General features: G+C 71.3%; 26 protein-coding genes and 1 riboswitch. Of the genes, 16 read left to right on the top strand and 10 right to left on the bottom strand.

All coding sequences use genetic code 11. The annotated features are described in order from the left end of the window. From ACFVJX_RS31330 to ACFVJX_RS31310, 5 genes are all read left to right on the top strand, one after another. Positions 1-249, top strand: a 249-nt coding sequence (locus ACFVJX_RS31330; protein WP_384134331.1) for a flavodoxin-dependent (E)-4-hydroxy-3-methylbut-2-enyl-diphosphate synthase, incomplete at its 5' end; no start/stop codon positions are given. A gap of 26 nt (positions 250-275) precedes the next feature. Then, positions 276-2,237: a 1-deoxy-D-xylulose-5-phosphate synthase gene (gene dxs, locus ACFVJX_RS31325; protein ID WP_384134334.1), complete on the top strand. Its 1,962-nt coding sequence runs from the start codon at positions 276-278 to the stop codon at positions 2,235-2,237. Continuing rightward, positions 2,234-3,628 (top strand): aspartate aminotransferase family protein, encoded by a 1,395-nt coding sequence (locus tag ACFVJX_RS31320; RefSeq protein ID WP_384134337.1) that lies wholly within the window; start codon positions 2,234-2,236, stop codon positions 3,626-3,628. The genes dxs and ACFVJX_RS31320 overlap by 4 nt, the downstream gene beginning before the upstream one ends. A 67-nt stretch (positions 3,629-3,695) precedes the next feature. Beyond that, positions 3,696-4,304: a helix-turn-helix domain-containing protein gene (locus ACFVJX_RS31315; RefSeq protein ID WP_384134339.1), complete on the top strand. Its 609-nt coding sequence runs from the start codon at positions 3,696-3,698 to the stop codon at positions 4,302-4,304. Positions 4,305-4,351: 47 nt separating this feature from the next. Next, positions 4,352-4,528 (top strand): DUF6126 family protein, encoded by a 177-nt coding sequence (locus ACFVJX_RS31310; protein WP_250966393.1) that lies wholly within the window; start codon positions 4,352-4,354, stop codon positions 4,526-4,528. Positions 4,529-4,556: 28 nt separating this feature from the next. On the opposite strand, the gene ACFVJX_RS31305 is transcribed toward ACFVJX_RS31310, so the two are convergent. Continuing rightward, positions 4,557-5,369 carry a tyrosine-protein phosphatase gene (locus ACFVJX_RS31305; protein WP_384134343.1) on the bottom strand — a complete coding sequence of 271 codons (813 nt, stop codon included), beginning with the start codon at positions 5,367-5,369 and terminating at the stop codon, positions 4,557-4,559. A 390-nt stretch (positions 5,370-5,759) separates the two neighbouring features. Then, positions 5,760-5,952, top strand: a riboswitch (cyclic di-AMP (ydaO/yuaA leader). A gap of 3 nt (positions 5,953-5,955) precedes the next feature. Between ACFVJX_RS31305 and ACFVJX_RS31300 the strand changes: the two genes are divergently transcribed. Next, on the top strand, positions 5,956-6,894 hold the full coding sequence (locus ACFVJX_RS31300) for a peptidoglycan DD-metalloendopeptidase family protein (protein ID WP_384134346.1): 939 nt from the start codon (positions 5,956-5,958) through the stop codon (positions 6,892-6,894). A gap of 183 nt (positions 6,895-7,077) precedes the next feature. Continuing rightward, the gene (locus tag ACFVJX_RS31295; RefSeq protein WP_384134349.1) at positions 7,078-7,920 is read left to right on the top strand and encodes an SGNH/GDSL hydrolase family protein; all 843 of its coding nucleotides are present in this window, start codon (positions 7,078-7,080) and stop codon (positions 7,918-7,920) included. Positions 7,921-7,952: 32 nt separating this feature from the next. Here ACFVJX_RS31295 and ACFVJX_RS31290 read toward each other — a convergent pair whose 3' ends face one another. Genes ACFVJX_RS31290 through ACFVJX_RS31265 form a run of 6 tightly spaced genes read right to left on the bottom strand, consistent with a single transcriptional unit; the run spans position 7,953 to position 14,150 of the window. After that, a complete protein-coding gene (locus tag ACFVJX_RS31290) occupies positions 7,953-8,876 on the bottom strand; it encodes an STM4011 family radical SAM protein (protein WP_384134352.1) in 924 nt (307 codons plus the stop codon). 7 nt (positions 8,877-8,883) lie between these two features. Further along, entirely contained in the window at positions 8,884-10,245 is a 1,362-nt protein-coding gene (locus ACFVJX_RS31285) for an STM4012 family radical SAM protein (protein WP_384134355.1), read from the bottom strand. Next, positions 10,242-11,057, bottom strand: coding sequence for an STM4013/SEN3800 family hydrolase (locus ACFVJX_RS31280; protein ID WP_384134358.1), 816 nt, complete (start codon positions 11,055-11,057; stop codon positions 10,242-10,244). Before ACFVJX_RS31280 ends, ACFVJX_RS31285 begins: the two co-directional genes overlap by 4 nt. A 37-nt stretch (positions 11,058-11,094) precedes the next feature. Next, on the bottom strand, positions 11,095-12,237 hold the full coding sequence (locus ACFVJX_RS31275; protein ID WP_384134361.1) for an STM4014 family protein: 1,143 nt from the start codon (positions 12,235-12,237) through the stop codon (positions 11,095-11,097). Further along, a complete protein-coding gene (locus ACFVJX_RS31270; protein WP_384134364.1) occupies positions 12,218-13,189 on the bottom strand; it encodes an STM4015 family protein in 972 nt (323 codons plus the stop codon). Before ACFVJX_RS31270 ends, ACFVJX_RS31275 begins: the two co-directional genes overlap by 20 nt. Positions 13,190-13,196: 7 nt before the next feature. Continuing rightward, positions 13,197-14,150 (bottom strand): STM4015 family protein, encoded by a 954-nt coding sequence (locus ACFVJX_RS31265; RefSeq protein ID WP_384134367.1) that lies wholly within the window; start codon positions 14,148-14,150, stop codon positions 13,197-13,199. 174 nt (positions 14,151-14,324) lie between these two features. Here ACFVJX_RS31265 and ACFVJX_RS31260 point away from each other — a divergent pair, with 174 nt between their 5' ends. Further along, positions 14,325-14,651 (top strand): hypothetical protein, encoded by a 327-nt coding sequence (locus ACFVJX_RS31260; protein WP_384134370.1) that lies wholly within the window; start codon positions 14,325-14,327, stop codon positions 14,649-14,651. A 91-nt stretch (positions 14,652-14,742) separates the two neighbouring features. After that, the gene (locus ACFVJX_RS31255) at positions 14,743-15,744 is read left to right on the top strand and encodes a DUF6745 domain-containing protein (protein ID WP_384134435.1); all 1,002 of its coding nucleotides are present in this window, start codon (positions 14,743-14,745) and stop codon (positions 15,742-15,744) included. A gap of 166 nt (positions 15,745-15,910) precedes the next feature. Here the strand turns inward: ACFVJX_RS31255 and ACFVJX_RS31250 are convergent, their stop codons facing one another. Together ACFVJX_RS31250 and ACFVJX_RS31245 are read right to left on the bottom strand one after the other, a co-directional pair. Continuing rightward, entirely contained in the window at positions 15,911-16,501 is a 591-nt protein-coding gene (locus ACFVJX_RS31250; RefSeq protein ID WP_384134373.1) for a TetR/AcrR family transcriptional regulator, read from the bottom strand. 116 nt (positions 16,502-16,617) lie between these two features. Further along, a complete protein-coding gene (locus tag ACFVJX_RS31245; protein ID WP_384134376.1) occupies positions 16,618-17,826 on the bottom strand; it encodes a Glu/Leu/Phe/Val dehydrogenase dimerization domain-containing protein in 1,209 nt (402 codons plus the stop codon). A 208-nt stretch (positions 17,827-18,034) separates the two neighbouring features. Between ACFVJX_RS31245 and ACFVJX_RS31240 the strand changes: the two genes are divergently transcribed. Both ACFVJX_RS31240 and ACFVJX_RS31235 read left to right on the top strand, forming a co-directional pair. Then, complete coding sequence (locus tag ACFVJX_RS31240; protein ID WP_384134379.1) at positions 18,035-18,475, top strand: PPOX class F420-dependent oxidoreductase; 441 nt, start codon at positions 18,035-18,037, stop codon at positions 18,473-18,475. Positions 18,476-18,574: 99 nt separating this feature from the next. After that, entirely contained in the window at positions 18,575-19,834 is a 1,260-nt protein-coding gene (locus ACFVJX_RS31235) for an MBL fold metallo-hydrolase (RefSeq protein ID WP_384134381.1), read from the top strand. 84 nt (positions 19,835-19,918) lie between these two features. Here ACFVJX_RS31235 and ACFVJX_RS31230 read toward each other — a convergent pair whose 3' ends face one another. Further along, complete coding sequence (locus ACFVJX_RS31230) at positions 19,919-20,497, bottom strand: helix-turn-helix domain-containing protein (protein WP_384134384.1); 579 nt, start codon at positions 20,495-20,497, stop codon at positions 19,919-19,921. A gap of 47 nt (positions 20,498-20,544) precedes the next feature. Here ACFVJX_RS31230 and ACFVJX_RS31225 point away from each other — a divergent pair, with 47 nt between their 5' ends. The 5 genes from ACFVJX_RS31225 (at position 20,545) to ACFVJX_RS31205 (ending at position 26,812) form a co-directional block, all read left to right on the top strand. Further along, positions 20,545-21,417: a class I SAM-dependent methyltransferase gene (locus tag ACFVJX_RS31225; protein ID WP_384134387.1), complete on the top strand. Its 873-nt coding sequence runs from the start codon at positions 20,545-20,547 to the stop codon at positions 21,415-21,417. A gap of 193 nt (positions 21,418-21,610) precedes the next feature. Next, the gene (locus ACFVJX_RS31220; protein WP_384134390.1) at positions 21,611-22,603 is read left to right on the top strand and encodes an ArsR/SmtB family transcription factor; all 993 of its coding nucleotides are present in this window, start codon (positions 21,611-21,613) and stop codon (positions 22,601-22,603) included. A 220-nt stretch (positions 22,604-22,823) separates the two neighbouring features. Beyond that, positions 22,824-23,537: a C39 family peptidase gene (locus ACFVJX_RS31215; protein ID WP_384134393.1), complete on the top strand. Its 714-nt coding sequence runs from the start codon at positions 22,824-22,826 to the stop codon at positions 23,535-23,537. A 31-nt stretch (positions 23,538-23,568) separates the two neighbouring features. Continuing rightward, positions 23,569-24,558: an alpha/beta hydrolase gene (locus tag ACFVJX_RS31210; RefSeq protein ID WP_384134396.1), complete on the top strand. Its 990-nt coding sequence runs from the start codon at positions 23,569-23,571 to the stop codon at positions 24,556-24,558. A gap of 322 nt (positions 24,559-24,880) precedes the next feature. Then, a complete protein-coding gene (locus ACFVJX_RS31205; protein WP_384134399.1) occupies positions 24,881-26,812 on the top strand; it encodes a sensor histidine kinase in 1,932 nt (643 codons plus the stop codon). Positions 26,813-26,819: the final 7 nt, after the last annotated feature.

Below are 26,819 nucleotides of genomic sequence, written 5' to 3'. Positions count from 1 at the left end.
GGCATGGAGGTGCCGTTGCGTGTCGCCGTGATGGGCTGTGTCGTCAACGGTCCGGGTGAGGCGCGTGAGGCCGATCTGGGTGTGGCCTCCGGCAACGGCAAGGGTCAGATCTTCGTCAAGGGCGAGATCATCAAGACCGTGCCGGAGTCGAAGATCGTCGAGACCCTCATCGAGGAAGCCCTGAAGATCGCCGAGGGCATGGACGACGCCGGGACACCATCGGGGGTCCCCGCCGTCACCGTGAGCTGAAACAGGATCAGAGAGGGGGCCCGGGCATGACGCTTCTGCAGAGCATCCGGGGGCCGCAGGATCTCAAGGCGCTCAACGAACCACAACTCGGCGAACTCGCCGAGGACATCAGGAAGTTCCTGGTCCAGGCCGTGGCCAGGACCGGCGGCCATCTCGGGCCGAACCTCGGCGTGGTGGAGCTCTCCATCGCCCTGCACCGGGTCTTCGACTCGCCCGTGGACCGCATTCTGTGGGACACCGGCCACCAGAGCTACGTGCACAAACTCCTCACCGGGAGGCAGGACTTCTCCAAGCTGCGTGGCAAGGGCGGCCTCTCCGGCTACCCCTCCCGCGAGGAGTCCGAGCACGACGTCATCGAGAACTCGCACGCCTCCACAGTGCTCGGCTGGGCCGACGGCCTCGCCAAGGCCAACGAGGTGCTGGGCCGCCCCGACCACGTCGTCGCGGTCATCGGTGACGGAGCCCTCACCGGCGGCATGGCCTGGGAGGCGCTGAACAACATCGCCGCCGCGAGGGAACGGCCACTGATCATCGTCGTCAACGACAACGAGCGCTCCTACGCGCCGACGATCGGTGGCCTGGCCGACCACCTCGCCACACTCCGCACCACCGACGGCTACGAGCGCTTCCTCTCCTGGGGCAAGGGCGTGCTCCAGCAGACGCCCGTCATCGGGCAGCCGCTCTACGAGTCGCTGCACGGGGCCAAGAAGGGGTTCAAGGACTTCATCGCCCCGCAGGGCATGTTCGAGGACCTCGGGCTGAAGTACCTCGGCCCGATCGACGGCCACGACACGGCCGCCGTCGAGTCCGCGCTGCACCGGGCGAAGCGCTTCCACGGCCCGGTGCTCGTGCACTGCCTCACGGAGAAGGGCCGCGGCTACCAGCCCGCTCTCCAGGACGAGGCCGACCGCTTCCACACCGTCGGTGCGATGGACCCGCTGACCTGCGCTCCGCTCGCCCCGGCGGCAGGCCCGTCCTGGACGTCGGTCTTCGGCGACGAGATCGCCGCCATCGGGGCGGAGCGGCCGGACGTCGTCGCCATCACGGCCGCGATGCTCCACCCGGTGGGGCTGACGAGGTTCGCCGAGGCGTTCCCGGACCGGGTCTGGGACGTCGGGATCGCCGAGCAGCACGCGACGGTCTCCGCGGCGGGGCTGGCGACCGGCGGACTGCACCCCGTCGTCGCCGTCTACGCCACCTTCCTCAACCGGGCCTTCGACCAGCTGCTGATGGACGTCGCCCTGCACCGCTGCGGCGTGACCTTCGTCCTCGACCGGGCCGGGGTCACCGGGCCCGACGGGGCCTCCCACAACGGCATGTGGGACATGTCCATGCTCCAGGTCGTCCCCGGGCTCCGGATCGCCGCCCCGCGCGACGCCGGTCAGCTGCGGGCGCAGCTGCGCGAGGCCGTGGACGTCGACGACGCGCCGACCATGATCCGGTTCCCCAAGGAGTCGGTGGGGGAGCCCCTGCCAGCCATCGGCCGGATCGGCGGAATGGACGTACTGCACCGCACCGAGGACGCCGACGTGCTGCTGGTCGCGGTCGGTGTGATGGCGCCCGTCTGTCTGGGGGCGGCCGAGCTGCTCGCGGGCGCAGGCGTCCGCTGCACCGTCGTCGACCCGCGCTGGGTCAAGCCGGTCGACGAGGAGCTGGCCCCGCTCGCCGCACGGCACCGGCTCGTCGCCGTCGTCGAGGACAACAGCAGGGCGGGCGGCGTCGGCTCGGCGGTCGGGCAGGCACTGCGGGACGCCGGGGTCGACGTACCGCTGCGGACGTTCGGTATTCCCGGGCAGTTCCTCGCCCACGGGAAGCGCGCCGAGGTGCTGGCGGACATCGGACTCACCCCGGTCGAGATCGCGGGCCGGATCAGCGCGACCCTGGCCGTGCGGGCGAAGGCGGCAGGGGACGGGCCCGGACTCCCGGTCGACGAGGGTCACCACGAGCACAACGCCCTGGGCAACGGGCACAAGGAGAGCGGGGCATGAAGGATGACGGGCCCAAGGGCTTCGATCTGGCGCGGCTCCTCGCGGAGCGCGGCGCCGAACGCTACGAGCTGCACACGAAGCACCTCAACCACCAGCTCCCGCGCATGCTGCGCACCATCGGCTTCGACAAGGTCTACGAACGGGCCGAGGGCGCGCACTTCTGGGACGCGGAGGGCAACGACTACCTGGACATGCTGGCCGGCTTCGGCGTGATGGGGCTCGGCCGGCACCATCCCGTCGTACGCAAGGCGCTGCACGACGTCCTGGATGCCTCGCTCGCCGACCTCACCCGCTTCGACTGCCAGCCGCTGCCTGGGCTGCTGGCCGAGAAGCTGCTCACGCACAGCCCGCACCTGGACCGGGTGTTCTTCGGCAACAGCGGCACGGAGGCCGTCGAGACGGCCCTCAAATTCGCCCGGTACGCCACCGGCAGGCCGAGGATCCTGTACTGCACGCATGCCTTCCACGGCCTGACCACGGGTTCGCTCTCGGTCAACGGGGAGTCCGGATTCAGGGACGGCTTCGCCCCCCTGCTCCCGGACACCGCCATCGCCCTCGGCGACCTCGACGCACTGCGGCGCGAGCTGAAGCGCGGTGATGTGGCCGGGCTGGTCGTGGAGCCGGTCCAGGGCAAGGGCGTGCACGCGGCACCACCCGGTTTCCTGCGCGAGGCGCAGGAACTGCTGCACAAGCACAAGGCCCTGCTCATCGCCGACGAGGTGCAGACCGGTCTGGGCCGGACCGGCGATTTCTACGCCTATCAGCACGAGGAAGGGGTCGAACCGGATCTGGTCTGCGTCGCCAAGGCGCTCTCGGGCGGCTATGTGCCGGTCGGGGCGACCCTCGGCAAGGACTGGATCTTCAAACGCGTCTACTCGTCGATGGACCGGGTGCTCGTCCACTCGGCGAGTTTCGGCTCCAACGCCCAGGCGATGGCGGCCGGACTCGCGGTCCTCGCCGTGATGGAGGACGAGGAGACCGTCGCGAACGCCCGCCGCACGGGTGATCTGCTGCGCGAGAGGCTGGCCGCACTGGTCGACCGCTACGAGCTGCTGCACGAGGTACGCGGACGCGGGCTGATGATCGGCATCGAATTCGGCCGGCCGTCCTCGCTGAAACTGCGCAGCCGCTGGACCATGCTCCAGGCGGCCCGCAAGGGACTCTTCGCGCAGATGGTGGTCGTACCGCTGCTCCAGAAGCACCGGATCCTCACCCAGGTCTCCGGCGACCACCTCGAAGTGATCAAGCTGATTCCGCCGCTCGTCGTCGACGAGGCGGACGTGGAACGGTTCGTGACCGCGTTCACGGCGGTGATGGACGACGCGCACAACGGCGGGCTGATGTGGGACTTCGGCCGGACCCTGGTGAAGCAGGCCGTGGCCAACCGCTGATCAGCAGGGGTTTTGCCTCGGAGGCAATAAATTTGCCTCCGAGGAAAGATCCTGGCCCAATGGAGACATGAATCCTCCGGACGGAGGGGCGGCCGACGAGCTGCCCGATGTCGCACCCCGCCTGCGCGATCTGCGCCGCGGCCGCGGGCTCACCCTGGAGGCCGCCGCCCAGCGCGCCGGGCTCTCGCCCGCCCACCTGTCCCGGCTCGAAACGGGCCGGCGGCAGCCCTCGCTGCCGATGCTGCTCGGACTTGCCAGGATCTACGGTACGACGGTCTCCGAGCTGCTCGGCGAGATCCCCCCGGAACGTGACGCGATCGTCCGCGGCCGGAAGTTCGAGGGGGCCGAGGCCGACGGCTGGATGTACCAGCAGGCCGGCGGGTCCGGCCGCGCGATGCAGGCGCTGCGGGTCCGCGTCCCGTACGGCGCGCAGGGTGATCTGGTGCGCGTCCACCCCGGTGAGGAATGGCTGTACGTCCTGGCCGGAAACCTCAGGGTGACCCTGGGGGAGACCGTGCACGATCTGGCCCCCGGTGACAGCGCGCACTTCGACTCGCTCACCCCGCACCGGATCGCGGCCCCGGACCGTGAGGGCGCCGAGCTCCTCTTCGTCCACACCCTGCTGCAGAGCCCCGCCGCCGAGCTGTGTCTCGGCAGCGGGATCCACCGTCGCTGAGAAGCCGTCCCCGCCGCCGGCACGTCCGGCGGCCAGAGAGGACTGTCATGTCCGATTCCGAGAACTACGATCCGCTCACCCCGGCCCGGCGCAAGGACTCCGATTCGCAGGAGAGGAAGATGCCGCGCGGCCTCGTCATCAGGCTGTTCGCCTATCTGGTGGCCGGGCACGTCGTCGCGGGCTTCCTCTACCTGCTGTTCGCGGTGGGGATGCACAACCAGTAGGAGCGAGGATGCGCCGCGCCGGATCCGCTCACGCGTCGTCCAGGAGCTGTTCGCGCAGCCGTTCCCGGGTGGCGGGCGTGATCTTCAGGGCTTCCGAGAGGTAGCGGTCGGTGCCGCCCCAGGTCTCGTCGATCGTGGCGAAGGCCGCGGCGAGGTATTCGCTGTGGGCTCCGAAGAGCGGGCTGAGCAGCTCCATCACCTCCGGCGACATCCCGGCCGCCGAGGTGTCGCTGCGGCGCACCCGGTAGCGGCGGTGGGCGTCGTTGGACTTGAGGTAGTCGGCCTCGATGGTCTCGCGCCCGACACCGACCGCGAGCAGCGAGACCGCGATCGAGAGCCCCGCCCGGTCCTTGCCGGCCGCGCAGTGCATCAGTGCCGGGACGCTGTCCTCGGCCAGGGCGTGCAGCACGCGGCTGTGCTCGGCGGTGCGTTCCAGGATGATCGTGCGGTAGGAGGCGACCATGCGGGCGGTGCCCTTGCCGTCGGCGAGGAGGCCGCGAAGCTCGTCCATGTTGCCGTCGCGCACCATCCGCCAGAACTCGCTGCCGTCGGCCGGGTCGGTGAGCGGGATGTTCACGTTGCGCACCCCGGGCAGCTCCACGTCCAGTCCGTCCAGCTTGTGGTCGGCGGCGTTGCGGAAGTCGAAGACGGTGTGCAGGCCGAGGCCGCCGAGGAACGCGGCGTCCTCGGCCGTGGCGCTCGCGAGGTGACCGCTTCGGAAGAGCCGCCCGTACCGCAGCCGTCGTCCGTCCGAGGTGGGCAGCCCGCCCAGATCACGGAAATTACGGACTCCCGCCAGCTCGGGTTCCGTCGACGGGGTCTGCGGCAACTGCTGCGTCACGGTCACTCCTGGAGGCTCTGCCGCCGACGCGTGTCGCCGACGGGTCCACTCTCGTGACGATACGACATCGGTGACCCAGGCAATCATCTCGGTAACCGCCCATGTGCGGGCTCCTGGGGGCAGCGATCGAAGCATGACATGTCTGGATTGTGGCTTTTAGTCGTACATGCCCTGCTTATAGGGGAGATGGTCACCTGCTCGTGAGCGGGATCATATCCGTGACGGTGTGTGGCGGCGGCCGGTCCGGGTAATCCTTACGCCGCGCGGAAAGCCAAGATCCATAATCCACGGAGTGTGACGGGAATTCCGTGCCGAATTTCAGAACCGGAATCCGGGGTGGAACCCGCGGCTTGTTTCCGTCGTCCCGGCTCGCTTACGTTCACTCTCAATCCGGATGGAACGCCTAATCCTGCCGCCGTCCGGAATTCGCACCCACTCACCGTGTGGCAGGAGCGGGGGAACCAGGTAAGCCGCCGACCGGAGCGATCATCCGGCCGGCTCGGGGTGAAGTCGCGCCAGGCGCGGCCGGGCATCTCCAGCCCGAACCCGACAGCTCACCTCGTAGGCGCCGGAGAGGAAATTCTTCATGCCCACACCGGGTAAGCACCGCCGTCCGAAGTCCAGCACCATCGCCCGCGGCGTCGTCGTCGCGAGCGCCGGCGGAGCCGTCATCGCGCTTCCGCTGCTCGGCGCCACCGGTGCCAACGCCGCGGAGCACGCCGCTCCCGCCACCGCGAACTCGGCCGCCGCCGCGCACGCCACCCCGGCCAAGCCGGTCGCCGACAAGCAGTCCGGCTCCAAGACGTACTCCGTCGTCTCCGGCGACTACCTGTCGAAGATCGCCGCCCAGCACAAGCTCAAGGGCGGCTGGGAGAAGCTCTACCAGGACAACCGCAAGGTCGTCGGCGACAACCCGAGCCTGATCTTCCCGGGCATGAAGCTGACCCTCGGCGGCGCGGCCTCCGGCCACGCCTCGACCACCGGATCGCACACCTCCACCCCGTCGAAGGCCCCGTCGAAGGCGCCCGCCAAGACCGAGTCGAAGGCCTCCACGGCCTCCAACTCCTCCTCCTCCGACACCCAGTCGTCCGACGAGTCCTCGGCCGACCAGAGCACTGACTCCGGCTACGTCCACCCGGTGCCCGGCAACCACACCACCGAGTACCGCGCATCCGGCGCCAGCTGGTCCAGCGGCAGCCACACCGGTATCGACTTCCCGGTCTCCACCGGCACCAGCGTGAAGGCGATCACCTCCGGCACCGTCGTCACCGCCGGATGGGGCGGCGCGTACGGCAACGAGGTCGTCATCAAGCACGCCGACGGCCACTACTCGCAGTACGGCCACATGTCCTCGCTCTCCGTCTCGGCCGGCCAGACCGTGACCGCGGGCCAGCAGGTCGGCCTCTCGGGCGCCACCGGCAACGCGACCGGCCCGCACCTGCACTTCGAGATCCGCACGGGTCCGGCGTACGGCTCGGACATCGACCCGATCGCCTACCTGGCGTCGCACGGGATCAACGTCTGATCCGGGCAGCACGGGTCCGGTGAACCGGACCGGAGCAATACACAGAGGGACGGTGTGCGGCGGCGCACCGTCCCTCTGCTTATTCCCCGTTTACCAAAACCTGACCGGGTGGTCTATCTCACCACCCGTCAACCCCGTATTACGGTCGCGTAGGTCACATTCGAAGGTGCAGGATATGCCCTTGTGGCAGACGATTCGAGAAACATCCGACAGGGCGTCATCAACAGACAGGGCGCCATCGAGTCGTACGCGGCGATTGGCGACAGCTTCACCGAGGGAGTCGGCGACCTTGGCCCGGACGGAACATTCGTCGGCTGGGCGGACCGGTTCGCAGTGCTCCTCGCGGACCAGCTCCCGGACCTCGGCACGGAAGGCATCACAGGTGCCGTGCACGGGAACTTCAGGTACGCCAATCTCGCCGTACGAGGACGTCTCCTCGACCAGATAGTCGAGGAGCAGGTACCGCGTGCCAAGGAACTCGCCCCCGACCTGGTGAGTTTCTGCGCGGGCGGCAACGACATCATCCGGCCGGGCACCGACCCCGACGACGTGGCCGAGCGCTTCGAGCGCGCGGTCGCGGAGCTGACCGAATCGGTCGGCACCGTCATGGTCACCACCGGCTTCGACACCCGCGGCGTTCCCGTCCTGCGCCATCTGCGCGGCAAGATCGCCACCTACACGGCGCACGTGCGGTCCATCGCGGACCGCTACGACTGCCCGGTGCTCGACCTGTGGTCGCTGCGGTCCGTGCAGGACCGGCGCGCATGGGACGGCGACCGGCTGCACCTCTCGCCCGAGGGGCACACCCGGGTCGCGCTGCGCGCCGCCCAGGTCCTCGGCCTCGACGTACCGGCCGACCCGGACCAGGAATGGCCGCCGCAGGTCCACCGGGGGACGCTCGAGGTCCGGCGCGACGACATCCACTGGGCGCGCGAGTACCTGGTGCCGTGGATCGGTCGCCGGCTGCGCGGCGAGTCCTCCGGAGACCACGTGGAAGCGAAGCGGCCCGACCTGCTTCCGCTCTGAGGCCGGGTGGCTCCCGGGACCCGGGAGCCCGGTCAGAGTTGGCCGGACGGGTACCGCTCGGCGGACTCCGGGCCGGTCGCCCCGGGAGCGCCGATGCCGTACAGCGGCCGGGCCGGTATGCGTTCCAGCACGCCGCCCGCGAAGACGTCGTACAGCGGCAGCGTCTCCAGATGGACGTAGCCGATGTGGCAGTCGCAGACGGCGAGCGGGCAGGCCCGCGGGGCCAACGCCTTCCGGTAGCTGCCGTCGTAGAGATTGCCGAGCTCGGCCCGGACGAAGTGGCAGCGGCGCACCGTGCCGTCCCCGTCCACCGAGACGACCGACTCACCGGTGCGGCAGGGCAGCCCGGCCGAGGGGTGCGGACGGCGGCTGTACGGGAACAGCGGGTCGATCTCCGTCCACCGCTCGGCCTCCTCGTCCGTATAGCTGTGCCCCTCCGCGGCGTTGACCCAGAGGTAGACCTCCTCGGGAAGCGCCGCCCTCAGCCGTCGGGCCTCGTCGAGGTGGGCGTCGAGACCGACCACCCCGACGCTGTGGCGGATGCCGAGCGACGTCAGCTCCCCGCATCGGGCGAGGAACCGCTCGTAGGGTGTCTGCCCCGGGTGGTACGTGCACCAGAGCGCGATCTTGTCCCGGCCCGCGGTGCCCGCCGCGCCGAGCCACTGTGTACGCCCGCTGAGGTTCGTCTGGATCGCCACCCGGCCGATGTGCGGCAGCCGCGCCAGTTCGACCATCGCCCGGCGGTACCAGGAGCGCACCAGCCCCTCGCCCCACGGCGTGAACAGCACCGATATCCGGTCGCCCGTCTGCGCCGCCGCCCATGCGGTGAATCGCTCCAGCGCGGCCCGGTCGGCGCGCAGCTGTTCCCGGCTGTCCCGCCGCTTGGCGAACGGGCAGTACGGGCAGTCGTAATCGCACGAGGCGAGCGGGCCGCGGTAGAGAATCGTCAGGTCCACGAGGGCCTCACTTCAGCTCGTACGAGGCCATCGCGGCCCGTACGGCGGGGGAGAAGAGATCCGGGCCAAGGGCGTCGGAGTGCGCGAGGCCCTCGGGCGACAGACGAAGCAGCCCCGACGCCGCCCCGGCGGGATCGAGCCAGCCCCGCTCCTCGAACAGCGCCAGCTCCTTCGCGAAGTCCTCCTGCGGCAGGGTGCCGAACCGCTCCCGGTACTCCGACAGCCGCATCCCCTCGGCTTGCAGGACCGACTGCAGGAGATGACGGCGGCGCGCCTCGTCGCCGTCGGTGAACCGGCCCACCTCGGCGTGCGCGAAGTCCTCGGTCGCCGTGTAGCCGTCGATGATCGCCCGTACCTCCCGCATCTCCACCGCGTAGTCGAAGGAGTAGTGCAGCCGCGAGGTGTACGAGCGGGCGCCGCAGCCCAGACCGATCATGCCGTCGGTCTGACAGGCGTGGTCGTCGGGTCCGGCCGTGCGCGGGGCGCCGGCGCGGCGGAACATCCGCATCGACACCTGCTCGTAGCCGTGCGACAGGAGGTGATCGCGGCCCGCCCGGTACAGCCGCAGCCGCTGCTCGTCCCAGGCCGACTCCGTGTCCGCGGCCGAGGCGCTGCTCCTGCCCAGCGCGGTCAACGGACGTACGTACAGCGGGTAGAGGTACAGCTCCTCCGGCCGCCACTGGAGAGCCGCGTCCAGCGAACCGCGCCAGCTCCGTTCGGTCTGGCCGTCGATCCCGTAGATCAGGTCGATGTTGAGGACCGGAATGCGGGCGTCCCTGATCAGCCCTAGGGCCGTCTCCACATCGGCGCGGCGCTGCGGGCGGACCGCCGCACGGGCCTCCGCATCGACGAAGCTCTGCACACCGATGCTGATCCTGGTGGCCCCCCGGTCGGCCAGGACGGCGAGCCGGTCGGCCGTCGCGGTCGACGGCGACGTCTCGACGGACAGCGGCACCGATCGCAGGTCGGCGCCCATGCGCTTCTCCGCGATGCCGCACAGCCGCTCCAGTTCGCCGGCCGTCAGGAAGGTGGGCGTCCCGCCTCCGAAGGCCGCGGCGGCGAAGCGCACCGGCTCGGCCTCGCCCAGCGCGTCCCGTACGGCTGTCGCCTGCCGGTCCAGCGCGTCGAGATAGCGGGTGGTCAGCTCGTCGGGGGCGCCGATGCGGGTGAAGAGGTTGCAGAAGCCGCAGCGGACCTCGCAGAACGGTATGTGGAGATAGAGCGAGAGCGCGTCCTTGTTCTCACCGGCCCACAGTTCGCTCAGCGCCGGCCGCCCGCCGGGGTGTTCGGCCAGCCTGCCGTACGCCGTCTTGTGCGGATAGGCGTAGACGTAGCTCCGGTACGGGCGGATCGAGTGTTGGCTGTTCATCGGGCAGTGGCCCCCGGTTCCAGGAAGAAGTGCGCGTACGGAACGGTCCAGACGGACTCGTGGCCGAGCCGGTGACCGGTGTAGCCGTCGTCCCCGTACGCCGTGCCGTGGTCGGAGCAGACGATGGCGAAGGCGCGGCGACGGCTGCTCACCGCGGTGAACAGGCGGCCGATGTGGGCGTCGACGTACTCCAGCGCGGCGGCGTGGGTGGCCCGGCTGTCGCCGCTGTCGCGGGTCGCCCCCGGCCGGTGGAACCAGTTCGGCTGGTGCAGCGCGGAGACGTTGACGAAGAGGAAGAGCTTCCGAGCCGCGGGAAGCCGGGCGACGACCCGCTCGGCGCGGGTCACCTGTGACTCGAACGAGGTGGGCGAGGCCACGCCGAACTCCGGCTCCCAGTGCGCCTCCTGGAACATCCCGGGCAGCACCGAGCCGAGCGGTGCCTGCCGGTTGAAGAACCCCACCCCGCCGATGCACACCGTGCGGTAGCCGGCGCCGGCGAGACCGGACACCAGGTCGGGCGTATCGAAGACGAAGGTGCGCTCCGCAGTGGTCTCACTGCCCGCGAACCGCGCGGCGAACAGCCGGGGGTGCGGCCCGGGGGAGGCCGGAGTGGGCAGGAACCCCGCGAAGATCGCCTGGTGCGACGCATAGGTGAAGCTCCCCGGGGCATGCCGCTTCTCCCAGCCACCGGGCGGCAGGTGCCGGGCCAGGTTCGGGATACGGCCGGCGGCGGCGAGCTCCGCCGCGACGTCGTACCGCAGGGTGTCCAGGGTGACGAGCAGCAGATCGTGGCTGCCCACGACCTCGCTCATATCGGGGTCCACGGCGCCGGTGACGCCGGGAGACGGTTCAGGGTGTTGCGCCGACACGGTGTTTCCTTGCTCGGTTCAGTACGGCGGCGACCTGCGCCCCGTAGGTGTCCAGGCCCTCGGCACCGCTGCCCGGCAGACCGGTCAGCCGCGGCAGCAGATCGCCGAAGGCGTTGACCTCACCGACGGCGAAGCGCCGCCAGCCGGTCGAGGGCAGCAGATCCACGCCCACGCACAGCGTGTCCGGGAACGCGGCAGCCGCGTCCTCGCACACGGCCAGCGCCGATCCCCAACTGCCGCCCGCCGCACCGACGGCGGCCCGCGCCTCCGCCAGGTCGCCGCGCGCCCCGCCGAGATGCAGATTGGTCATGGGGGAGCGGCTGGTGCGCACGACCGCGTGCGTGGCGCGGCCGTCGACCACCACGACCCGCAGATCCGCGACCCGGCCGCGCTGCGAGGCCTTCGGCAGCCAGCGCTCGATGTGCAGCCCGTCCGGCGCCAGCGCGTCGGTGATCGCCGCGACTTCGCGTTCCGTGGTGCAGCGGCGCACCCGGAGCGAGTTGTAGAGCCGGCCCGAAGGGTCGCGCTCCACCGAGGTGGTCGCCCGGACCCGGCCAGGACCGGCGGTCTCCACGGCCATCACCCCGGAGGCGGAGGATCCGTGCGCGGGCTTCACGAAGATGCGAGGCATGCGGTGGTCAGCCATCAGCGCACGCACATCCGCCCAGCCGCGCACGGGAGGCGCGGCGGGACCCGAGGTCGCAGAGGCCGGCACGGGTACGCCCGCGGCGTCCAGCACACCGTGGCACAGACGCTTGTCGAACAGCACCGGGATATCGCCCGGGTCGTCCAGCAGGACCGCGCCCGCGGTTGCGGCGGCCCGTGCCACGTCCCGTACGGCGGAGGTGAACCGCGCGTACCAGATCGCCGAGCCCTCCACCCTCGTCGGATCGTCGACACCGCGCAGCAGCCGCTCGACCTCGTCGTCCTCGCCGGGAGAATCGATGCGCACGGTCTCCCCGGGCAGGAATTCCGCGTCGCCCCGCAACACGTCGAGCCAGGACACCGTACGGGCGGGCTCCAGCCCGGCGGCCCGCACGGCGTCCTGAAAGAGCCCGACCCGGCGGCTGCCGGGGTTGCCGACGACCGCCAGGCGCGGCGCGCTACTCGCTGACCGCGACATAACGGGGCTCGTCGTCCTCGGGATCCCAGTAGTCCGCCCCGGCCAGATCGACCTGGACGTCCTCGCGGGCACACAGCTCCCGGATACGGGCGATCACCGGGTCGGTGAGGTAGTGGTGGTGCAGGTCCAGCGAGGTCAGATGAGTGAGGGGCTGGCCGTCGAGAAGGGCCAGGCCGCCCGTGTCGCTGAGGGTTCCCATGGAGAGCGCGAGCGACTCCAGCTGGGCGACGACGGGCGCGGAGGCCACCGCCGCGGCGATCTCGTCCTGGATCTCGCTGTTCTGCAGACCGAGATGGCGCAGCCCGGGAAAGCCGCCGCCCGACAGGACGGGCCTCATGTCCTCGACCGTGGCGTCGCCGCCGTACCAGGTGGCGCCGAACCACAGCTCGAGCCGCTCCAGGGCGGGCAGTTCGCAGGCGCCGACCGCCCGGACGACATGACCGGGCAGCCCTCCGGACTCGAACCTCAGGGACTTCAGCGCCTGGTGCCGCAGCGGGCGCAGGCGCAGCTTCTCCTGCTCGGGAACGGCATCCCCGCCGCCTCGCACGACCAGCTCCTCGATGCGCGGGAACGCCTCGACCAGCTCGGTGATGTCCGACATCTCCAGCCAGGACACCTCGCACTCCTCACCGACGACATCGGCGAGGAACAGCGCCCGCAACGCCGGGAAGCGATCCGCGTCCGAGGCGATCAGCTCCGCCACGGGGGCGAAGGAGCCGTAGTCGTCCGTCCACCAGGGGCCGATCAGCAGGGCCCGGACCCCGGCGGGGCCGACCGCGTCGAGGAAGTGCTGCCAGAGCCCGGGGAACTCCAGTCCCTCCCACTCGCAGTCCAGCCGCCAGGCCACCGACCCCGCTTCGGGCAGCGCCGCCAGGGCGGGGCCGTCGCCGGGCTGCGGCAGGGTGAGGACCGGCAGACCGTGGAACGTGTCGGGGTGTTCGATGTCGGTCATCGCCCACTCACTCCGACACCGTGACGTACCGGCCCGCGGCACCGCGGTCGTCCCACGGCTTGCAGCGGTCCGACAGATCCACCCGCACACCGTGCTGCTCCAGTGCCTCGGCGACCCGGCGTTCCACCGGTTCGGTGAGGAAGTGGTGGTGAAGGTCCAGCACTTCGAGATGGGTCAGCGGCTGGCCTTCCAGCAGCGCCGCCGCGCCCTCGTCACCGAGCGTTCCGCAGGACAGATCGAGGGTGCGGAGCCGGGCCACGAGCGGGGCCGAGGCGACGGCGGCTGCGATCTCGTTCTGCACTTCGCTGTTGCGCAGACCGAGATGGTGCAGGGCGGGGAAGCGCGTACCGGCCAGCAGCGGCGCCAGATCCGCCACATCGGTGTCGCCTCCGTAGGCGGATACACCGAGCCAGAGGTCGAGCCGCTCCAGCGCGGGCAGCTCGCTGTCGAGCACCCCGCGCACCACCTGCACCGGCAGCCCGCCCGTCTCGATCGTGAGCGAACGCAGACGCTCGTGCCGCACGGGCGGGAAGACGAGATCCGTACCGCCGCGCACCCCGAGCTCCACCAGCGAGGGGTAGGCCGCGAGCAGAGCGGTGACATCGCTCTGCTGGATCCACGATATCTCCGACTCCTCCATCGTCAGATCCCCGACGAACACCGCCTCCAGGGAGGTCAGCCGGTCGGCGGCAGCCGTCACGAGACCGATCGGATACGACGAGTCCTCCTCGTACGACTCGCCCCACTGGCCGATGATCAGCGCCCGCACTCCGGCCGGATCGACGGTCGCCAGGAACGAGGCGAACTCCTGCTCCCAGGTGTGGTCCTCGTCCTCGTAGGGGTCGACCCCGACGCGCCAGGCCGCCGCGCCGGCGGCCGGCCGGGGGGCGTCACCCCCGTCGTGCTGGAAATCGACGGCCGGAAGGCCGAGCAACTCGTGCAGGTGGTCCACATCGGACATGGCCCTGAGCTCCTGATGACGGCGACGGTTTGATGTCCGCAAGGTTTATCAAGGCCCACTGACAACGGGGGCGACCGGGCTCCGCCACAGCGCGCACGGTCGATTGTCAGACCCCCGCCGTAGCGTTTTATCCGTGGTCGGCACAGCGGGTGCCGCCGCGGAGGGGAGACGTCTGTGTACCGGCAGGGCGATGTGCTGATCATGACGCTGGAGGAGTCGGCGGTGCCCCCGAACCTCCTGGACGCGCCGGGCGAACTGCGCGACGGACGGGGCCGGCTGGTGCTCGCGCTCGGTGAGGTCACCGGGCACGCGCACGCCGTGCCGGGGCCGGGGCGGCTGATCCGGGAAGGCGGGGTGTTCGGCCCGATGCTGCTCCATCTTCCCGACGGCGGACGCGTGGTGCACGAGGAGCATGCGGTGATCCCGCTGCCGAAGGGCTGGTTCCGCGTGGTGCGCCAGCGTGAGTACGCGCCGGGGGCGGTCCGCATCGTCGCGGACTGAGGGCCGGAGAAGCCTGGAGAGACCCGAAACACATAGACGTGCGTGAGTATCCGGAACACAGGAACACAGGAACAGGGGGATGGGGAAACCGATGCAGTACGTGGACTCATGGCGGGCAGTGGCGGCGAGGACGGGTGCGGCGGACCGGGCGGCCGCCGAGGACGGGGTGCGGCTCGCCTACCGCAGCGCGGGACTGGCCGAACCGGAGGAGTTCGTCTGGGCCGATTCGCCCAGGGAGGCCGTCGGGCTCGTGAAGAAGCTGACCGACGCGGGCCGCTCGGTCCGCGAGGAGGTACGGACCCGGCCCTGGGCGGAGGAACGACGCCGGATCTACGACGCGTTGGGCCCGTCCGGCTGGTCCGCTCTCTGGTCCGCGACCGGCGCCCAGCTGTGGGAGACGACCGCGGCGCTCGCCGACCGGATACGGGCCGGTGTCGTCGCCGAACTGGCCGAGAGCCCGGAGGACGAGCCGGACGTCCGGCTCCTCCTGCTCGACGCCGTCCTGGGGCAGCACGACGCGGCCTGGCTCGCCGCGTTCGACGGCCGGGGCGATCGGCTCGACGGACTGGCGGCGGTGGCCAGGAACGCCGGCTGGTGGTGGCCCTACGAGCGGACCGTGGTGATCAGCGAGCGTCCCGATGCGCTGCACCGGGACGAGGCGGGCCGGCTGGACAGCGGCGACGGGCCCGCGCTCTCCTACCCGGACGGCTTCGGGCTGTACGCCTGGCGCGGCATGCCGGTGCCCGCCGACTTCCTGGCGGAGCTGGCCTCGCTCACCCCCGAAAGGATCAGGGCCGAGGAGAACGCGGAGCTGCGCCGCGTGATGCTGGAGTTCTACGGATACGACCGCTACCTCGGCGAGTCGGGCGCCGAGCCGGTCCACCGGGACGAGACGGGCATCCTCTGGCGGATCGCGCTCGACGGTGACGAGGACGTGGTGATGGTCGAGGTGGTCAACTCCACACCGGAACCGGACGGTACGCACCGGACGTACTGGCTGCGCGTCCCACCCGCGACCCGGACGGCGAAGGCCGGCGTCGCCTGGACCTTCGGGTTGCAGAGCGAGTCCTACCAGCCCCTGCACCAGACCTGACGGGGCAACAAGGCAATGGACGGGAACGGGGGGAGGAGTTCACCTGGGTGATGCACCGAGGGAGGCGGGAGGAGAGAGGCTGAGGCCGACCGGTCAGGTCGTCGGACGGCCAGGCGGCCAGGCGGCCAGGGGAGGCCAGGGGGAGGAATGGGGGAGTCGGGGACCGTCAGGCCGTCAATGTCTCGTGGTCAATGCCGAGTTCACGGGCGAGGGCCGCTTCGGTCCACTCCAGCATCGTGGCCCGGGACAGCGGCCCCGCGTACGACGTCATCTGCACGGCCAGCCCGTCGAGCAGCGCGGTCAGCCGCCAGGCCACGGACATCGGGTCGTCGCAGTGGAACTCACCCGCGGCCGCGCCCTCCTCGATGACCTCGGCCAGCTCCGCCTTCCACTGCTGGTCGAGATCGCCCGCCACATTGCGCAACGCGGGGTCGCGGAGCGAGGCCGCCCAGCCCTCGATCCACAGCCGCCAGCCCTTGGCCTGGCCCGTCGGGGCGTACCAGCGGACGGCCGCGCGCAGCCTGCGCACGGCAGTGGTGCGTCGGCTCAACAGCTTGCGCAGGTGGGTGAGATCGGCCTCGGCCGCGTGGGCGAAGGCCGCGGCGACCAGTTTCTCCTTGGTGGAGAAGTGGTAGAGCACGAGTGCGTTGCTCACACCGAGTACGGCGGCCACATCGGCGATTCGCACCGCCGCGACACCTCGCACCTCGATCTGCTCGACGGCTGCGCGCAGCAGCTCCTCGCGTCGCTCCGTCACACTCAACCGCACTCTTCCCACGGCGTCACCCTAACCAATGCCCGTTCCGGCCGGCCAATGCCCGTTCCGGGGCAGGTCGTGGGCCGACGCGGGGCCGGCCGGCCGTCACCGTCCGGTCAGCGGTACCAGCCGAAACGCTCCGCCATCACCGGCAGCCGGTCGGCGACGACGGCGTGCGCCGCTGCCCGGGGGGTGCAGCCGTCCGCCGACGCGCGCGTCAGCACGAGGTCGACCAGGGCGCGCATCGAACTACGGGTGTGCGCGAAGGCCTCGTCCGCGTCGGGGCCTATGTCGCCGAACAGGGTCCACCACCACCAGGCGTTGGTACCGGAGTTGACGACCACATCGGGCAGTACCGTGATCCCGCGCTCCTTGAGCAGCTCCTCGGCCTCCGGCAGTACCGGCATATTGGCCGCCTCGACCACCCAACGAGCCCTGATCCGGGCTTGGTTCGTCGCGTCCACGGCGTAGGAGACGGCTGCGGGGACGAGTACCTCGACATCCTGGCCGAGCCAGGCATCGGCAGGCAGTTCGCGGTCGGTTTCGCGCAGCGCGCCGCGGTCCACCGTCCCGTAGGAGTCCCGTGCGGCCAGCAGGGCCTCGACGTCGAGGCCGGCCGTATTGGTGATCGTGCCCTTGACGTCGGCGACGGCGACCACGCGCAGTCCGGCCCGGGCCAGGAACCGGGCCGTCGCCCCGCCCATGGTGCCGAACCCCTGCAAGGAGACCCGGGCGCCGGCGTGGGCGACCCCGGCCCGGTCCAGTGCGGCGAGCGCCGCCTCGGCGACCCCGCAGCCGCCGACCAGCGCGTCGAGGCCGATGCCGTCGACCTCGACGGTGAAGGCGTCGGCCAGCCGTCGCCGGGCCGCCCTCTCGTCGTCGAGCAGCGGATAGACCGCCTGGACGCAGGAGACGAGACCCGCTTCGCCGGCCGCCCGGTCGACCAGGTCCTGGCTGAGCCCCAGGTCCTCGCCGGTCGTCCAGACGTTCTCGACGTACGGACGCATGGCCCGCAGGTAGCGGACCAGGACGCCGTAGGCGGCCGGGTCGCGCGGATCGCAGTCGATGCCGCCCTTGGCGCCGCCGAGCGGTATGTACCGCGCCCCGGTGCGGTCCGCGTCGAAGTGGAGGGCTTCCTTCATCGTCATGCCGCGGGCCAGTCCCGCCACCTCGTCGAGCGTGCAGCCGGCCCGCATCCGCAGCCCGCCGCTGGAGACACCGCGCACCAGCCGGTCCACGACCAGGTGGCCCCGGTGGCCGGTGACGTGATCCGTCCAGGTCAGGGAGATCAACGGGGCGGGCGCGGGCCCCGGGGGCGTCGTCATCGGGGGTCCTCCTCGGTTCACCGAATCGGCTCTCATCGGTTCGCATCGGGTTCCGTAAGTTTTTACTGAATCGCGAGTCAGTATCGGGAGCCGGGGAAGGCGCTGTCAACGCCGCCGGTGCCGGACCGCCCCCGGCGCACGGACGCGGCCGGACGAAGCGGCGGGCCGGATGCGGAATCCTGCACACGACCCGGACGTTGGATTCGGCATGACGGGATTCGATGCACAGCAGGACGCGCTGCTTCGGTTGTTCTCCGAAGGCAACGGCGGCGTGCTTGTCACGCTCAAGCGGGACGGCAGGCCGCAGCTGTCCAATGTCACTCACTTCTACTCTCCCGAGGAGCGCATCGTCCGCGTCTCCGTCACCGAAGGCCGCGCGAAGACCCGCAACCTGCGCCGGGACCCTCGGGCCAGCTACCACGTCACCAGCGAGGACCGCTGGGCCTGGACCGTCGCCGACGGCACCGCCGACCTCACCCCGGTGGCGGAGGACCCCGAGGACGCCACCGTGGCGGAGCTGGTCGCGCTCTACCGTGACGTCCAGGGCGAGCACCCGGACTGGGACGAATACCGCAGGGCCATGGTCAGGGACCGCCGGGTCGTGCTGCGGCTCCACGTCGAGCACGTGTACGGGCAGCCGCGTGGCTGATGTGGCCCCCGCGGGCGACCACCCCGTTGGGTGCTCTGCTCTCGCACTGTCGTCCCCCACGACCATAATGAGACAATACCGACTCCCTCAGGAGATCTTGTGACCGGCGCTGACTCCAAGCTTCCGCTCCGCACCCGGCTGCGTGCGCTGCGGTCCGCCGACTTCGGGGCGGACCCGGCCGGCGCCCGTATGGAGCGCATCCGGCGTTCCCCGAACTTCGTCGACGGCGTCTTCCAGAATCCGGTGGGCGCACGGATCAGACCGTCCGGGTCCGCTCTGGAGTTCGCGAGGACCTACCTCCGCAAGGAGGAGCGGGCGCTCAGATCGCCGACCGGTGATGTGCCCGTCCACGCCACCACGCTGGCCGACCTCGCCGAGCCGCCCGTCTCGGGGCTGCGGCTGACCTGGATGGGGCACTCCAGTGTGCTCGCCGAGATCGACGGGCGGCGGGTGCTGTTCGACCCGGTCTGGGGTGACCGCTGTTCGCCCTTCGCGTTCGCCGGACCCAAGCGTCTGCACCCCGCGCCGCTGCCGCTCGCCGCGCTCGGCTCCGTCGACGTCGTGGTGATCTCCCACGACCACTACGACCACCTCGACCTCCCGACCATCCGCGCCCTGGCGCGCACGGACACGGCCTTCGCCGTGCCACTCGGTGTCGGGGCGCACCTGGAGCGCTGGGGAGTGCTCCCGGACCGGATCCGTGAGCTCGACTGGAACGAGACCACGGAGGTCGCCGGAATCAGGCTCACGGCCACCCCGGCCCGGCACTTCTGCGGCCGCGGCCTGCGCAACCAGCAGCACACCCTCTGGGCCTCCTGGGTCGTCGCGGGACCCGAGCACCGGATCTACCACAGTGGTGACACGGGCTATTTCCCCGGCTTCAAGGAGATCGGCGCCGAGCACGGGCCGTTCGACGCCACCATGATCCAGATCGGTGCGTACAGCCAGTACTGGCCGAAGGATCACACGAACGGCAAGCCGGAACCCGGTGCGTGGCCGGACATCCACATGAGCCCCGACGAAGGGGTCCAGGCACATCTCGACCTCCAGGGCAACGACCCGGCGGCGGGCGTGCTGCTGCCGATCCACTGGGGGACGTTCAACCTCGCGCTTCACCCGTGGGCCGAACCCGCCGAGTGGTCGATGCGCGCCACACAGTTCGTCGGCGTGACGATGGTGGCTCCGCACCCGGGCCGGCCGTTCGAACCCGCCGATCCGCCGGCGGTCGATCCCTGGTGGCGTTCGGTGGCCGCGGAGCCCGCACCCGGATGGGGCAACTGGCCCCCGGTCCACGTACCGCTTCCCGGCGCGGGGGTCACGGCGCCCGCACCCGACCGCGACCGGGCAGCCCAGGCCTGACGGGAGGGGGCGCCCGCTCTTGCGGCGCCCCCTCCGCCTCCCCGCGTACCTGCTCGCGGACGTCCGGATGTACGGCGGCCGGGTTCAGGCCGAGGGGTGGAGGTGCGTGCGCTGTCCGTCGTGATCGAGGATGCACAGGATCTCCGCCGGCCCGCCGTGCGCCTTGATGGCGTGCGGGACCATGGTGGAGAACTCGGCCGCCTGGCCCGTTTCGACCCGGATGGCGCGCTCGCCGAGGATCAGTGTGACGGTCCCAGAAAGCACGGTGAACCAGTCCTTGCCGGGGTGGACCCCGAGCCGGTCGGCCCCCGGGCCCCGCGCCTCCTCGGTGATGCGCATCTTGGCGACGGTGGTGCCGTCCGGGCCGGATCCGCGGTTCAGTACCCACGTGGTCAGCCCGCGCTGTTCGTCCCGCTGCGGCCTGATCACGACGTCCTCGTCATTGACGGACTCCACCAGCTGGTCGAGCGAGGTGCCGAGGGCCCGGGCCAGCGCTGTGAGCTGGTCGAGGCTGATGCGCCGGTGGCCGGTCTCGATGCGGCTCAGGGTCGAGGGGCTGAGGAAGGCGCGCTCGGCGAGGCTGTCGAGCGACCAGCCGCGTGCCTGCCGCAGGCTCCTGATGCGCATCCGCACCGCGCTGTCCAGATCGCTTTCTTGCGTCATACGCAAGAGCATACTCGTTGTGCGCAATACCGGCCTATCGTCGAGGTATGAACACCACGGGCGTGAACAGCGCACACACCAACGACTCCCACCCGCACGAGGGCGGTCCCCACGCCGGGGCCGCCGCGGACACCGTCGCCATGGCCGAGATCCTGGAGCTCGACGCCGAGGTCCTGCGGAGCCATCTGACGGAGCTCACCGCGTGGCTGGGTGAACTGTCCGACCGGGAACCCGGCCGCATCGTCGACCTCGGCAGCGGAACCGGGACCGGCGCGTTCGCGCTGGCCCGACGCTTCCCGCACGCCGAGGTCACGGCCCTGGACCTCTCGCCGCAGATGCTCCACCGGCTGACGGAGAAGGCGGCCGCGCTCGGCCTCGCCGGCCGGGTCCGGGGCGTTCGGGCGGACCTCGACGAGGGCTGGCCGGCGCTCGGCGCCAGTGACCTGGTCTGGGCGGCCGCCTCCCTGCACCACATGGCCGACCCCGACCGGGTGCTGTCCGACGTGTACGGCGCGCTGCGGCCCGGTGGTCTCCTGGCCGTCACCGAGATGGACTTCTTCCCCCGCTTCCTGCCCGACGACATCGGCGTGGGCCGGCCCGGTCTGGAGGCCCGCCTGCATGCCGTCCTGAACGGAGGGCCGGCCCCCGACTGGACGGACCACCTGGTCCGCGCGGGCTTCGGGCCGGCCGCCGAGCGCCGCTTCGAGATCGACCTGCCGGCCCCGCTGCCGTCCGCCACGGCCCGCTACGCCCGGGCGTGCCTGCGTAAACTCCGCTCCCACCTCGACGGACAGCTGCCCGCGGAGGACCTGGCCGCTCTGGACGCCCTCACCGACGACGACGACGCGCGCAGCGTCCTGCTGCGCGACGACCTCACGGTCCGGACCACCCGGACCACCTGGGTGGGGCGACGCCCCTGACCGCAGGGCAGGTCGCCGGTCCGGCCGGGCACCGCACGGCGGAGCCGCGCACGGCGGTACGCTGCCCACAGGGAGCAGTTACGCTGCGGCGCCTTCCGGGTACAACTCCCCTCCACCGGCGCGCCGTTCCGATGGGCGCGACCGTGGCCGGCGGCAGTGCACCCGCACTTTCCAAGGGGGCGAGGGAGCGACCATGCTGCGGGTGTACTTCACGTCCGAGGATCTGGCGCGCGTCCGGGTGGCCCCGGGCCCCGACTTCCTCTGGGAGATCAGCAACAGCGTCCAGACCCTGCAACGACGTGACGGCGAGAGGGTGTTCGGCGCCTGGCGCCGGTGGGTGCGGCCGCGGCTCTCCGCCAGTCCCCGGCTGCTCTCCTCGCTGCTGCCCCCGCGCGGGTACTCACCGGACTTCCTCACCCCGACCTCCGGTGACCGGGCGACGCTGCAGGCAGCCGTCGACACCCTGATGAGCACCCCGCGCCCCCGGCTGCGGACCGATCTGACACAACTGGCGGCCTCGCTCCAACTCCCCGGCTGGGTGAGCTCCCTGGCCGGAGGTGATGCCGACACCCTCCGGCAGCTCGGTGACGCCCTGCGCACCTACCAGCTGGAGGCGCTCGCTCCTTACTGGCATCGCGTCCACGCCCACATAGACGCCGACCGCGCCCTGCGTCTGCGCAGTCTCCTCGACGGTGGTACCGAGGGACTGCTGGCCGGCCTCGGACCACAGTTCCGCTGGCGCCCGCCCGTGCTGGAGGTGACGTACCCGGTCGACCAGCAACTGCGGCTGCGCGGAAGGGGACTCGTGCTGCAGCCGTCGTTCTTCTGCTGGCCCACGCCGATCACGCTGGCCGACGGGGACCTGCCGCCCGTACTCGTCTACCCGATCCACCACACCACGGACTGGGCCGGACCCGACCCCGCCCGCCCGGCCCAGGGGGCCGGGCCGCTGGGTCCGCTGCTCGGCCGGACCCGCGCCGGCCTCCTGCGCGCGACCCGCACCGGCTGCTCCACCGTCGAGGCCGCCCGCCTCCTGGACGTGACCCACCCCGCCGTCAGCCAGCACCTGAACGTGCTGCGCGCGGCGGGCCTGGTCACCACCGTGCGCGAGGCCGGCAGGTCCTTCCACGTCGCGACCGCCGAGGGCCGGGCCCTGCTGGCGGCCGAGGAACGGGCGCGGCGGTAACCGGAAGGCGGGAGGCACGGGCCCGGTGTGACCGTAGCGGTGGGGCCCTGCCCCGGTCCCTGCGGTAAGCCTGAACTTTCGTTCCTTGCGCCCTTCGTGGGCGAGGAACCACGCTGATTTCGGCACCCGGTCGTGCGCGCCGCGTCGTGGCGCACACGACCGGGTGCTCACCGAAGGCGTTTCTTCCCGCAAGGCCCGTCCCCCACCCTCAGGAGCCTCTATGCGCAGGAGACTTGTGTCCACCGCGATCGCCGTCGCCACCGTCGGCGTCCTGCTCCACCCCGCCATGGCCCAGGCGTCGGCCGCACCACACGTTCCGTCCGTTTCCGTGCTCGCCCACGGGACGAAGGCGGGTACGGCCGTCGTCAGCGGGCACAACCAGCCCGGCACCCGGCTGAAGGTCGATGCCGGCAGCACCAGCAGCGGGCACTGGCTGGAGATCGACTACCAGGTCCAGGAGACCGGCTACTGGTGCGGTCCGGCCGCCACCCGCATCGCGCTCTCCGCCCGTATCGCCCCGCCCAGCCAGGGAGTTCTCGCCGGGCAGCTCGGCACGACGGAGGCCGGCACCGACCACATCGGGCAGGTCACCGGAGTACTCAACGCCAACCTCGGCGGAGGCTGGTACGAGACCAAGGAGATGCCGAACGACCCGCCCACCCAGGCCCAGCGGGACCTGCTGTGGAACGACATCGTCTTCGACATCGACCGCAACTACCCGCTGGTCACCAATATCGTCGCCCCGCCCGGCAACCAGCCGCCCGGCTACCCGTCGGACCAGACGATCTATCACTACTTCACCGTCTTCGGCTACGACGACGTGGACCGCACCGTCCTCATAGCCGACCCCGCCTCCTTCAGCGGGAACCAGATCTACTGGATCTCCTTCGACCAGCTCGCCACGCTGATCCCGCCGAAGGGCTACTCGGCATGACGACGTACCCCGTCACCACCAGGAGGCCGTGTTGAGCAGTCACCGTCCCACCCGTAGAAACGTCATCAAGGCCGCCGGCGGCATCACCGCCGGGCTGGCGCTGGGCGCCGGGGGCATGCTCGCGGCCGCGTCGCCCGCCGGCGCGGCGGGCGACGGCTTCGGGCTGCGCATCGTGGAGCACAACGAGGCCGATCCGCGTATGTGGTACTACCGGTTCGCGACCGACGCCATCGGCTGGAACCCCGGCGTCAACGTCCTGCTCCCGGACGACTACCACACCGGCGGGCGCACCTACCCGGTCCTCTACCTGTTCCACGGAGGCGGTACGGACCAGGACTTCATCACCTTCGACCGTGCGGGCATCCGGGACTGGACGGCAGGGAAGCCGGTCATCGTGGTGATGCCCGACGGGGGGCACGCCGGCTGGTACTCCAACCCGGTCAGCTCCAACACCGGTCCCCGGAACTGGGAGACCTTCCACATCAACCAGCTGATCCCCTGGATCGACGCGAACTTCCGTACCTACGCCGAGTACGACGGCCGAGCCGTGTCCGGGTTCTCGATGGGCGGCTTCGGCGCCCTGAAGTACGCGGCCAAGTACTACGGTCACTTCGCGTCGGTGAGCGCCCACTCCGGTCCGGCCAGCCTGCGCCGCGACGCCGGACTGGTCGCCCACTGGGCCAACGCCTCCTCGGCCGCGCTGGACCTGGGCGGCGGCACGGTGTACGGCATACCGCTGTGGGACGAGGCCAGGGTCACCGCGGACAATCCGGTCGAGCGGGTCGAGAGCTACCGCAACAAGCGGATCTTCCTGGTCGCGGGCACCAGCCCCGACCCGGTCAACTGGTTCGACACGGTCAACGAGACCCAGGTGCTGGCCGGACAGCGGGAGTTCCGGGCCCTCCTCTCCGGCGCGGGCATCGCGCACGAGTGGTACGAGGAGCCCGGCGGGCACATGATCCGCGACTACATGGTCCGCCGTGACCTCGACGGCATCATCGGCCGGCTCCGGAAGGCGTAGCGGGGACCGCCGGCGAAGAATCGCGACGGAACGACGCGAGAAGCCCCCTCGACACCCGTCGAGGGGGCTTCTCGCGTGCCCGACGACCGCTCGTAATCGGTCGCTCGTGCGAGAGGTCATACCAGAGCGGGACGGATGGCGGGCAACTTCCACAACTGCCCGCCGCGCCCTCGTCCCGGGCGACTACCGTGTGTGTCCGGTGATCAACGGTGGGCTCATATTTCTCCGGGGCCCGCCCGGCCGATGATCCGAGAACGACCGACCACCGTAGGTGCCACCACATGGATACCGATTCCTGGGGCCCCACGTACCGAGGACGCTGATGTCTCAACTTCGCGCACCCGACGCGCGACCGGAACGCCGAGAGGGCGGGCGGCACGGCCGACCGGGCGCCCGTTCCCACTCGGCCGCGGCCAGGCCGCGCGCTGCCCAGCCGTCCCCCGAGGCGCGTATACGCCCCCAACTCCTGCGCACCGCCGTGCTGCCGGCCGTCGCCGTACTGCTGACCGGTGCCGCGGCCGTCATCCTCACGGTCCGCTCCACCGGCACCGCGCCGTCCACGGAGCTCTGGACCGCGTTCGGCGCCGCCGGAGCACTGGCGGCCGCCGCCGTCGCGGCGGCCTTCCTCGCCGCCAACCGCGTCGCCACCACCGTTCTCGGCCGCTGCCTCGCGCTGCGCCGGGCCAGCGCCCAGGGCCAGGCCGAACTGCAACGGGTGGTGGAACAGCTCCGCAACGGCGAACCCGTGCCCGCGCGCAGGCCCCCGCAGTCCACCGCCCCCGGCAGCGACGCCTTCGAGCTCCTGGCACAGGAACTCGGCCGCCAGCAGGAGGCGGCCGTGGCCGCCGTCGTCCAGGCGTCACGGCTCTCCGAGCACACCGGCGAGGACCAGAAGGTCGAGGTCTTCGTCAACCTCGCCCGCCGGCTCCAGTCGCTCGTACATCGCGAGATCCAGCTGCTCGACGAGCTGGAGCACAAGGTCGAGGACCCGGACCTGCTCAAGGGGCTCTTCCACGTCGACCACCTCGCCACCCGCATCCGCCGCCACGCCGAGAACCTCGCCGTCCTGGGCGGCGCGGTCTCCCGGCGGCAGTGGAGCAACCCGGTCACCATGACGGAGGTGCTGCGCTCGGCGATCGCCGAGGTCGAGCAGTATCCGCGGGTCAAGCTCGTGCCCCCGATCGACGGCACCCTGCGCGGCCACGCCGTGGCCGACGTGATCCACCTCCTGGCCGAACTGGTCGAGAACGCCACGGTGTTCTCCGCCCCGCAGACCCAGGTGCTGCTGCGCGCCCAGCACGTCACCGCCGGTCTCGCCCTGGAGGTGGAGGACCGGGGCCTCGGCATGCCGGGCAACGAGCAGAAGCGGATGAACGCCCTGCTCGCCGACCCTGATCAGGTCAATGTCGCCCGGCTCCTCCAGGACGGCCGGATCGGACTGTTCGTGGTGGCCTCGCTGGCCCGCAGGCACGGCATCGCCGTGCGTCTGCAGAGCAACATCTACGGCGGCACGCAGGCCGTGCTCGTCCTTCCGCAGTCCCTGCTCGGGGCCGAGGACGGCGCCTCCGCCGAGGCCGGCGGCGCACCGTCCCCGCCGCCCGGTCCCGTACACCGCCCGCCGCCCCTGGACGAGCCCCCCGCACACCGGGACCTCGCCCCCGGAGCGGCACCCGCTCCGGAGCCCGAGCGCCGGCCGTACGTACCGAGCCAGCAGCTGCGGATGCACCAGCCGCCGCAGCAGACACGGCGTCAGGGTGAGGCCCCGCCGCTGCCGCTGCGCGCCGAACGGCTCGACCGGCCCGCACCCGCAGAGGCGCGTTCCGAGGTCCGGCCGGTCGACGAACCCGTGCCTGCGCTCTCCCCGGAGCCCGGGGTCGTGCGCGGCACGATGGGGCGGCCGCAGCTTCCCCGGCGCGCCAACCAGGAACACCTGGTCCCACAGCTCAGGGAGGCTCCCGCCCCGCGCACCGATGAGGAGCCCGCCCTGCACGACCCGGGGCTGGTCGCCGCCTTCCGGCGTGGCATCGATCTCGCCGAGGCCCGTAGCGAATCGGAGCCCGAGCCGGGTCCGGATCCCGGATCCGAGCCCGGGCCGGGTTCCGCGTTCGGGACGGACGCCTCGGCGGGCGCCGGGGCCCGGACGCCACTGGATCCGCTCCCGGTCCGCGGCTCCACAGCCCCCGGGGAGCTCCTCGGGGCCGGCTCGTACCACAGCGATCAAGACCCACTCGAAGCGAACACCTCCAAGGAGTAGATGCACC

It is taken from the genome of Streptomyces sp. NPDC127177, from assembly GCF_042672475.1.
Taxonomy (GTDB): Bacteria; Actinomycetota; Actinomycetes; order Streptomycetales; family Streptomycetaceae; genus Streptomyces.
Note: the sequence above shows the minus strand (reverse complement) of the source record. Positions and strands in the feature narration are given on the sequence as shown.

What these genes read in the sequence shown, in the direction of transcription:
- dxs (WP_384134334.1), top strand. Translation starts at nt 276, where the DNA reads ATGACGCTTCTGCAGAGCATCCGGGGGCCGCAGGATCTCAAGGCGCTC.
- ACFVJX_RS31320 (WP_384134337.1), top strand. Translation starts at nt 2,234, where the DNA reads ATGAAGGATGACGGGCCCAAGGGCTTCGATCTGGCGCGGCTCCTCGCG.
- ACFVJX_RS31315 (WP_384134339.1), top strand. Translation starts at nt 3,696, where the DNA reads ATGAATCCTCCGGACGGAGGGGCGGCCGACGAGCTGCCCGATGTCGCA.
- ACFVJX_RS31310 (WP_250966393.1), top strand. Translation starts at nt 4,352, where the DNA reads ATGTCCGATTCCGAGAACTACGATCCGCTCACCCCGGCCCGGCGCAAG.
- ACFVJX_RS31300 (WP_384134346.1), top strand. Translation starts at nt 5,956, where the DNA reads ATGCCCACACCGGGTAAGCACCGCCGTCCGAAGTCCAGCACCATCGCC.
- ACFVJX_RS31285 (WP_384134355.1), bottom strand. Translation starts at nt 10,245, where the DNA reads ATGAACAGCCAACACTCGATCCGCCCGTACCGGAGCTACGTCTACGCC.
- ACFVJX_RS31280 (WP_384134358.1), bottom strand. Translation starts at nt 11,057, where the DNA reads ATGAGCGAGGTCGTGGGCAGCCACGATCTGCTGCTCGTCACCCTGGAC.
- ACFVJX_RS31275 (WP_384134361.1), bottom strand. Translation starts at nt 12,237, where the DNA reads ATGTCGCGGTCAGCGAGTAGCGCGCCGCGCCTGGCGGTCGTCGGCAAC.
- ACFVJX_RS31270 (WP_384134364.1), bottom strand. Translation starts at nt 13,189, where the DNA reads ATGACCGACATCGAACACCCCGACACGTTCCACGGTCTGCCGGTCCTC.
- ACFVJX_RS31265 (WP_384134367.1), bottom strand. Translation starts at nt 14,150, where the DNA reads ATGTCCGATGTGGACCACCTGCACGAGTTGCTCGGCCTTCCGGCCGTC.
- ACFVJX_RS31255 (WP_384134435.1), top strand. Translation starts at nt 14,743, where the DNA reads ATGCAGTACGTGGACTCATGGCGGGCAGTGGCGGCGAGGACGGGTGCG.
- ACFVJX_RS31245 (WP_384134376.1), bottom strand. Translation starts at nt 17,826, where the DNA reads ATGACGACGCCCCCGGGGCCCGCGCCCGCCCCGTTGATCTCCCTGACC.
- ACFVJX_RS31240 (WP_384134379.1), top strand. Translation starts at nt 18,035, where the DNA reads ATGACGGGATTCGATGCACAGCAGGACGCGCTGCTTCGGTTGTTCTCC.
- ACFVJX_RS31230 (WP_384134384.1), bottom strand. Translation starts at nt 20,497, where the DNA reads ATGACGCAAGAAAGCGATCTGGACAGCGCGGTGCGGATGCGCATCAGG.
- ACFVJX_RS31225 (WP_384134387.1), top strand. Translation starts at nt 20,545, where the DNA reads ATGAACACCACGGGCGTGAACAGCGCACACACCAACGACTCCCACCCG.
- ACFVJX_RS31220 (WP_384134390.1), top strand. Translation starts at nt 21,611, where the DNA reads ATGCTGCGGGTGTACTTCACGTCCGAGGATCTGGCGCGCGTCCGGGTG.
- ACFVJX_RS31215 (WP_384134393.1), top strand. Translation starts at nt 22,824, where the DNA reads ATGCGCAGGAGACTTGTGTCCACCGCGATCGCCGTCGCCACCGTCGGC.
- ACFVJX_RS31205 (WP_384134399.1), top strand. Translation starts at nt 24,881, where the DNA reads ATGTCTCAACTTCGCGCACCCGACGCGCGACCGGAACGCCGAGAGGGC.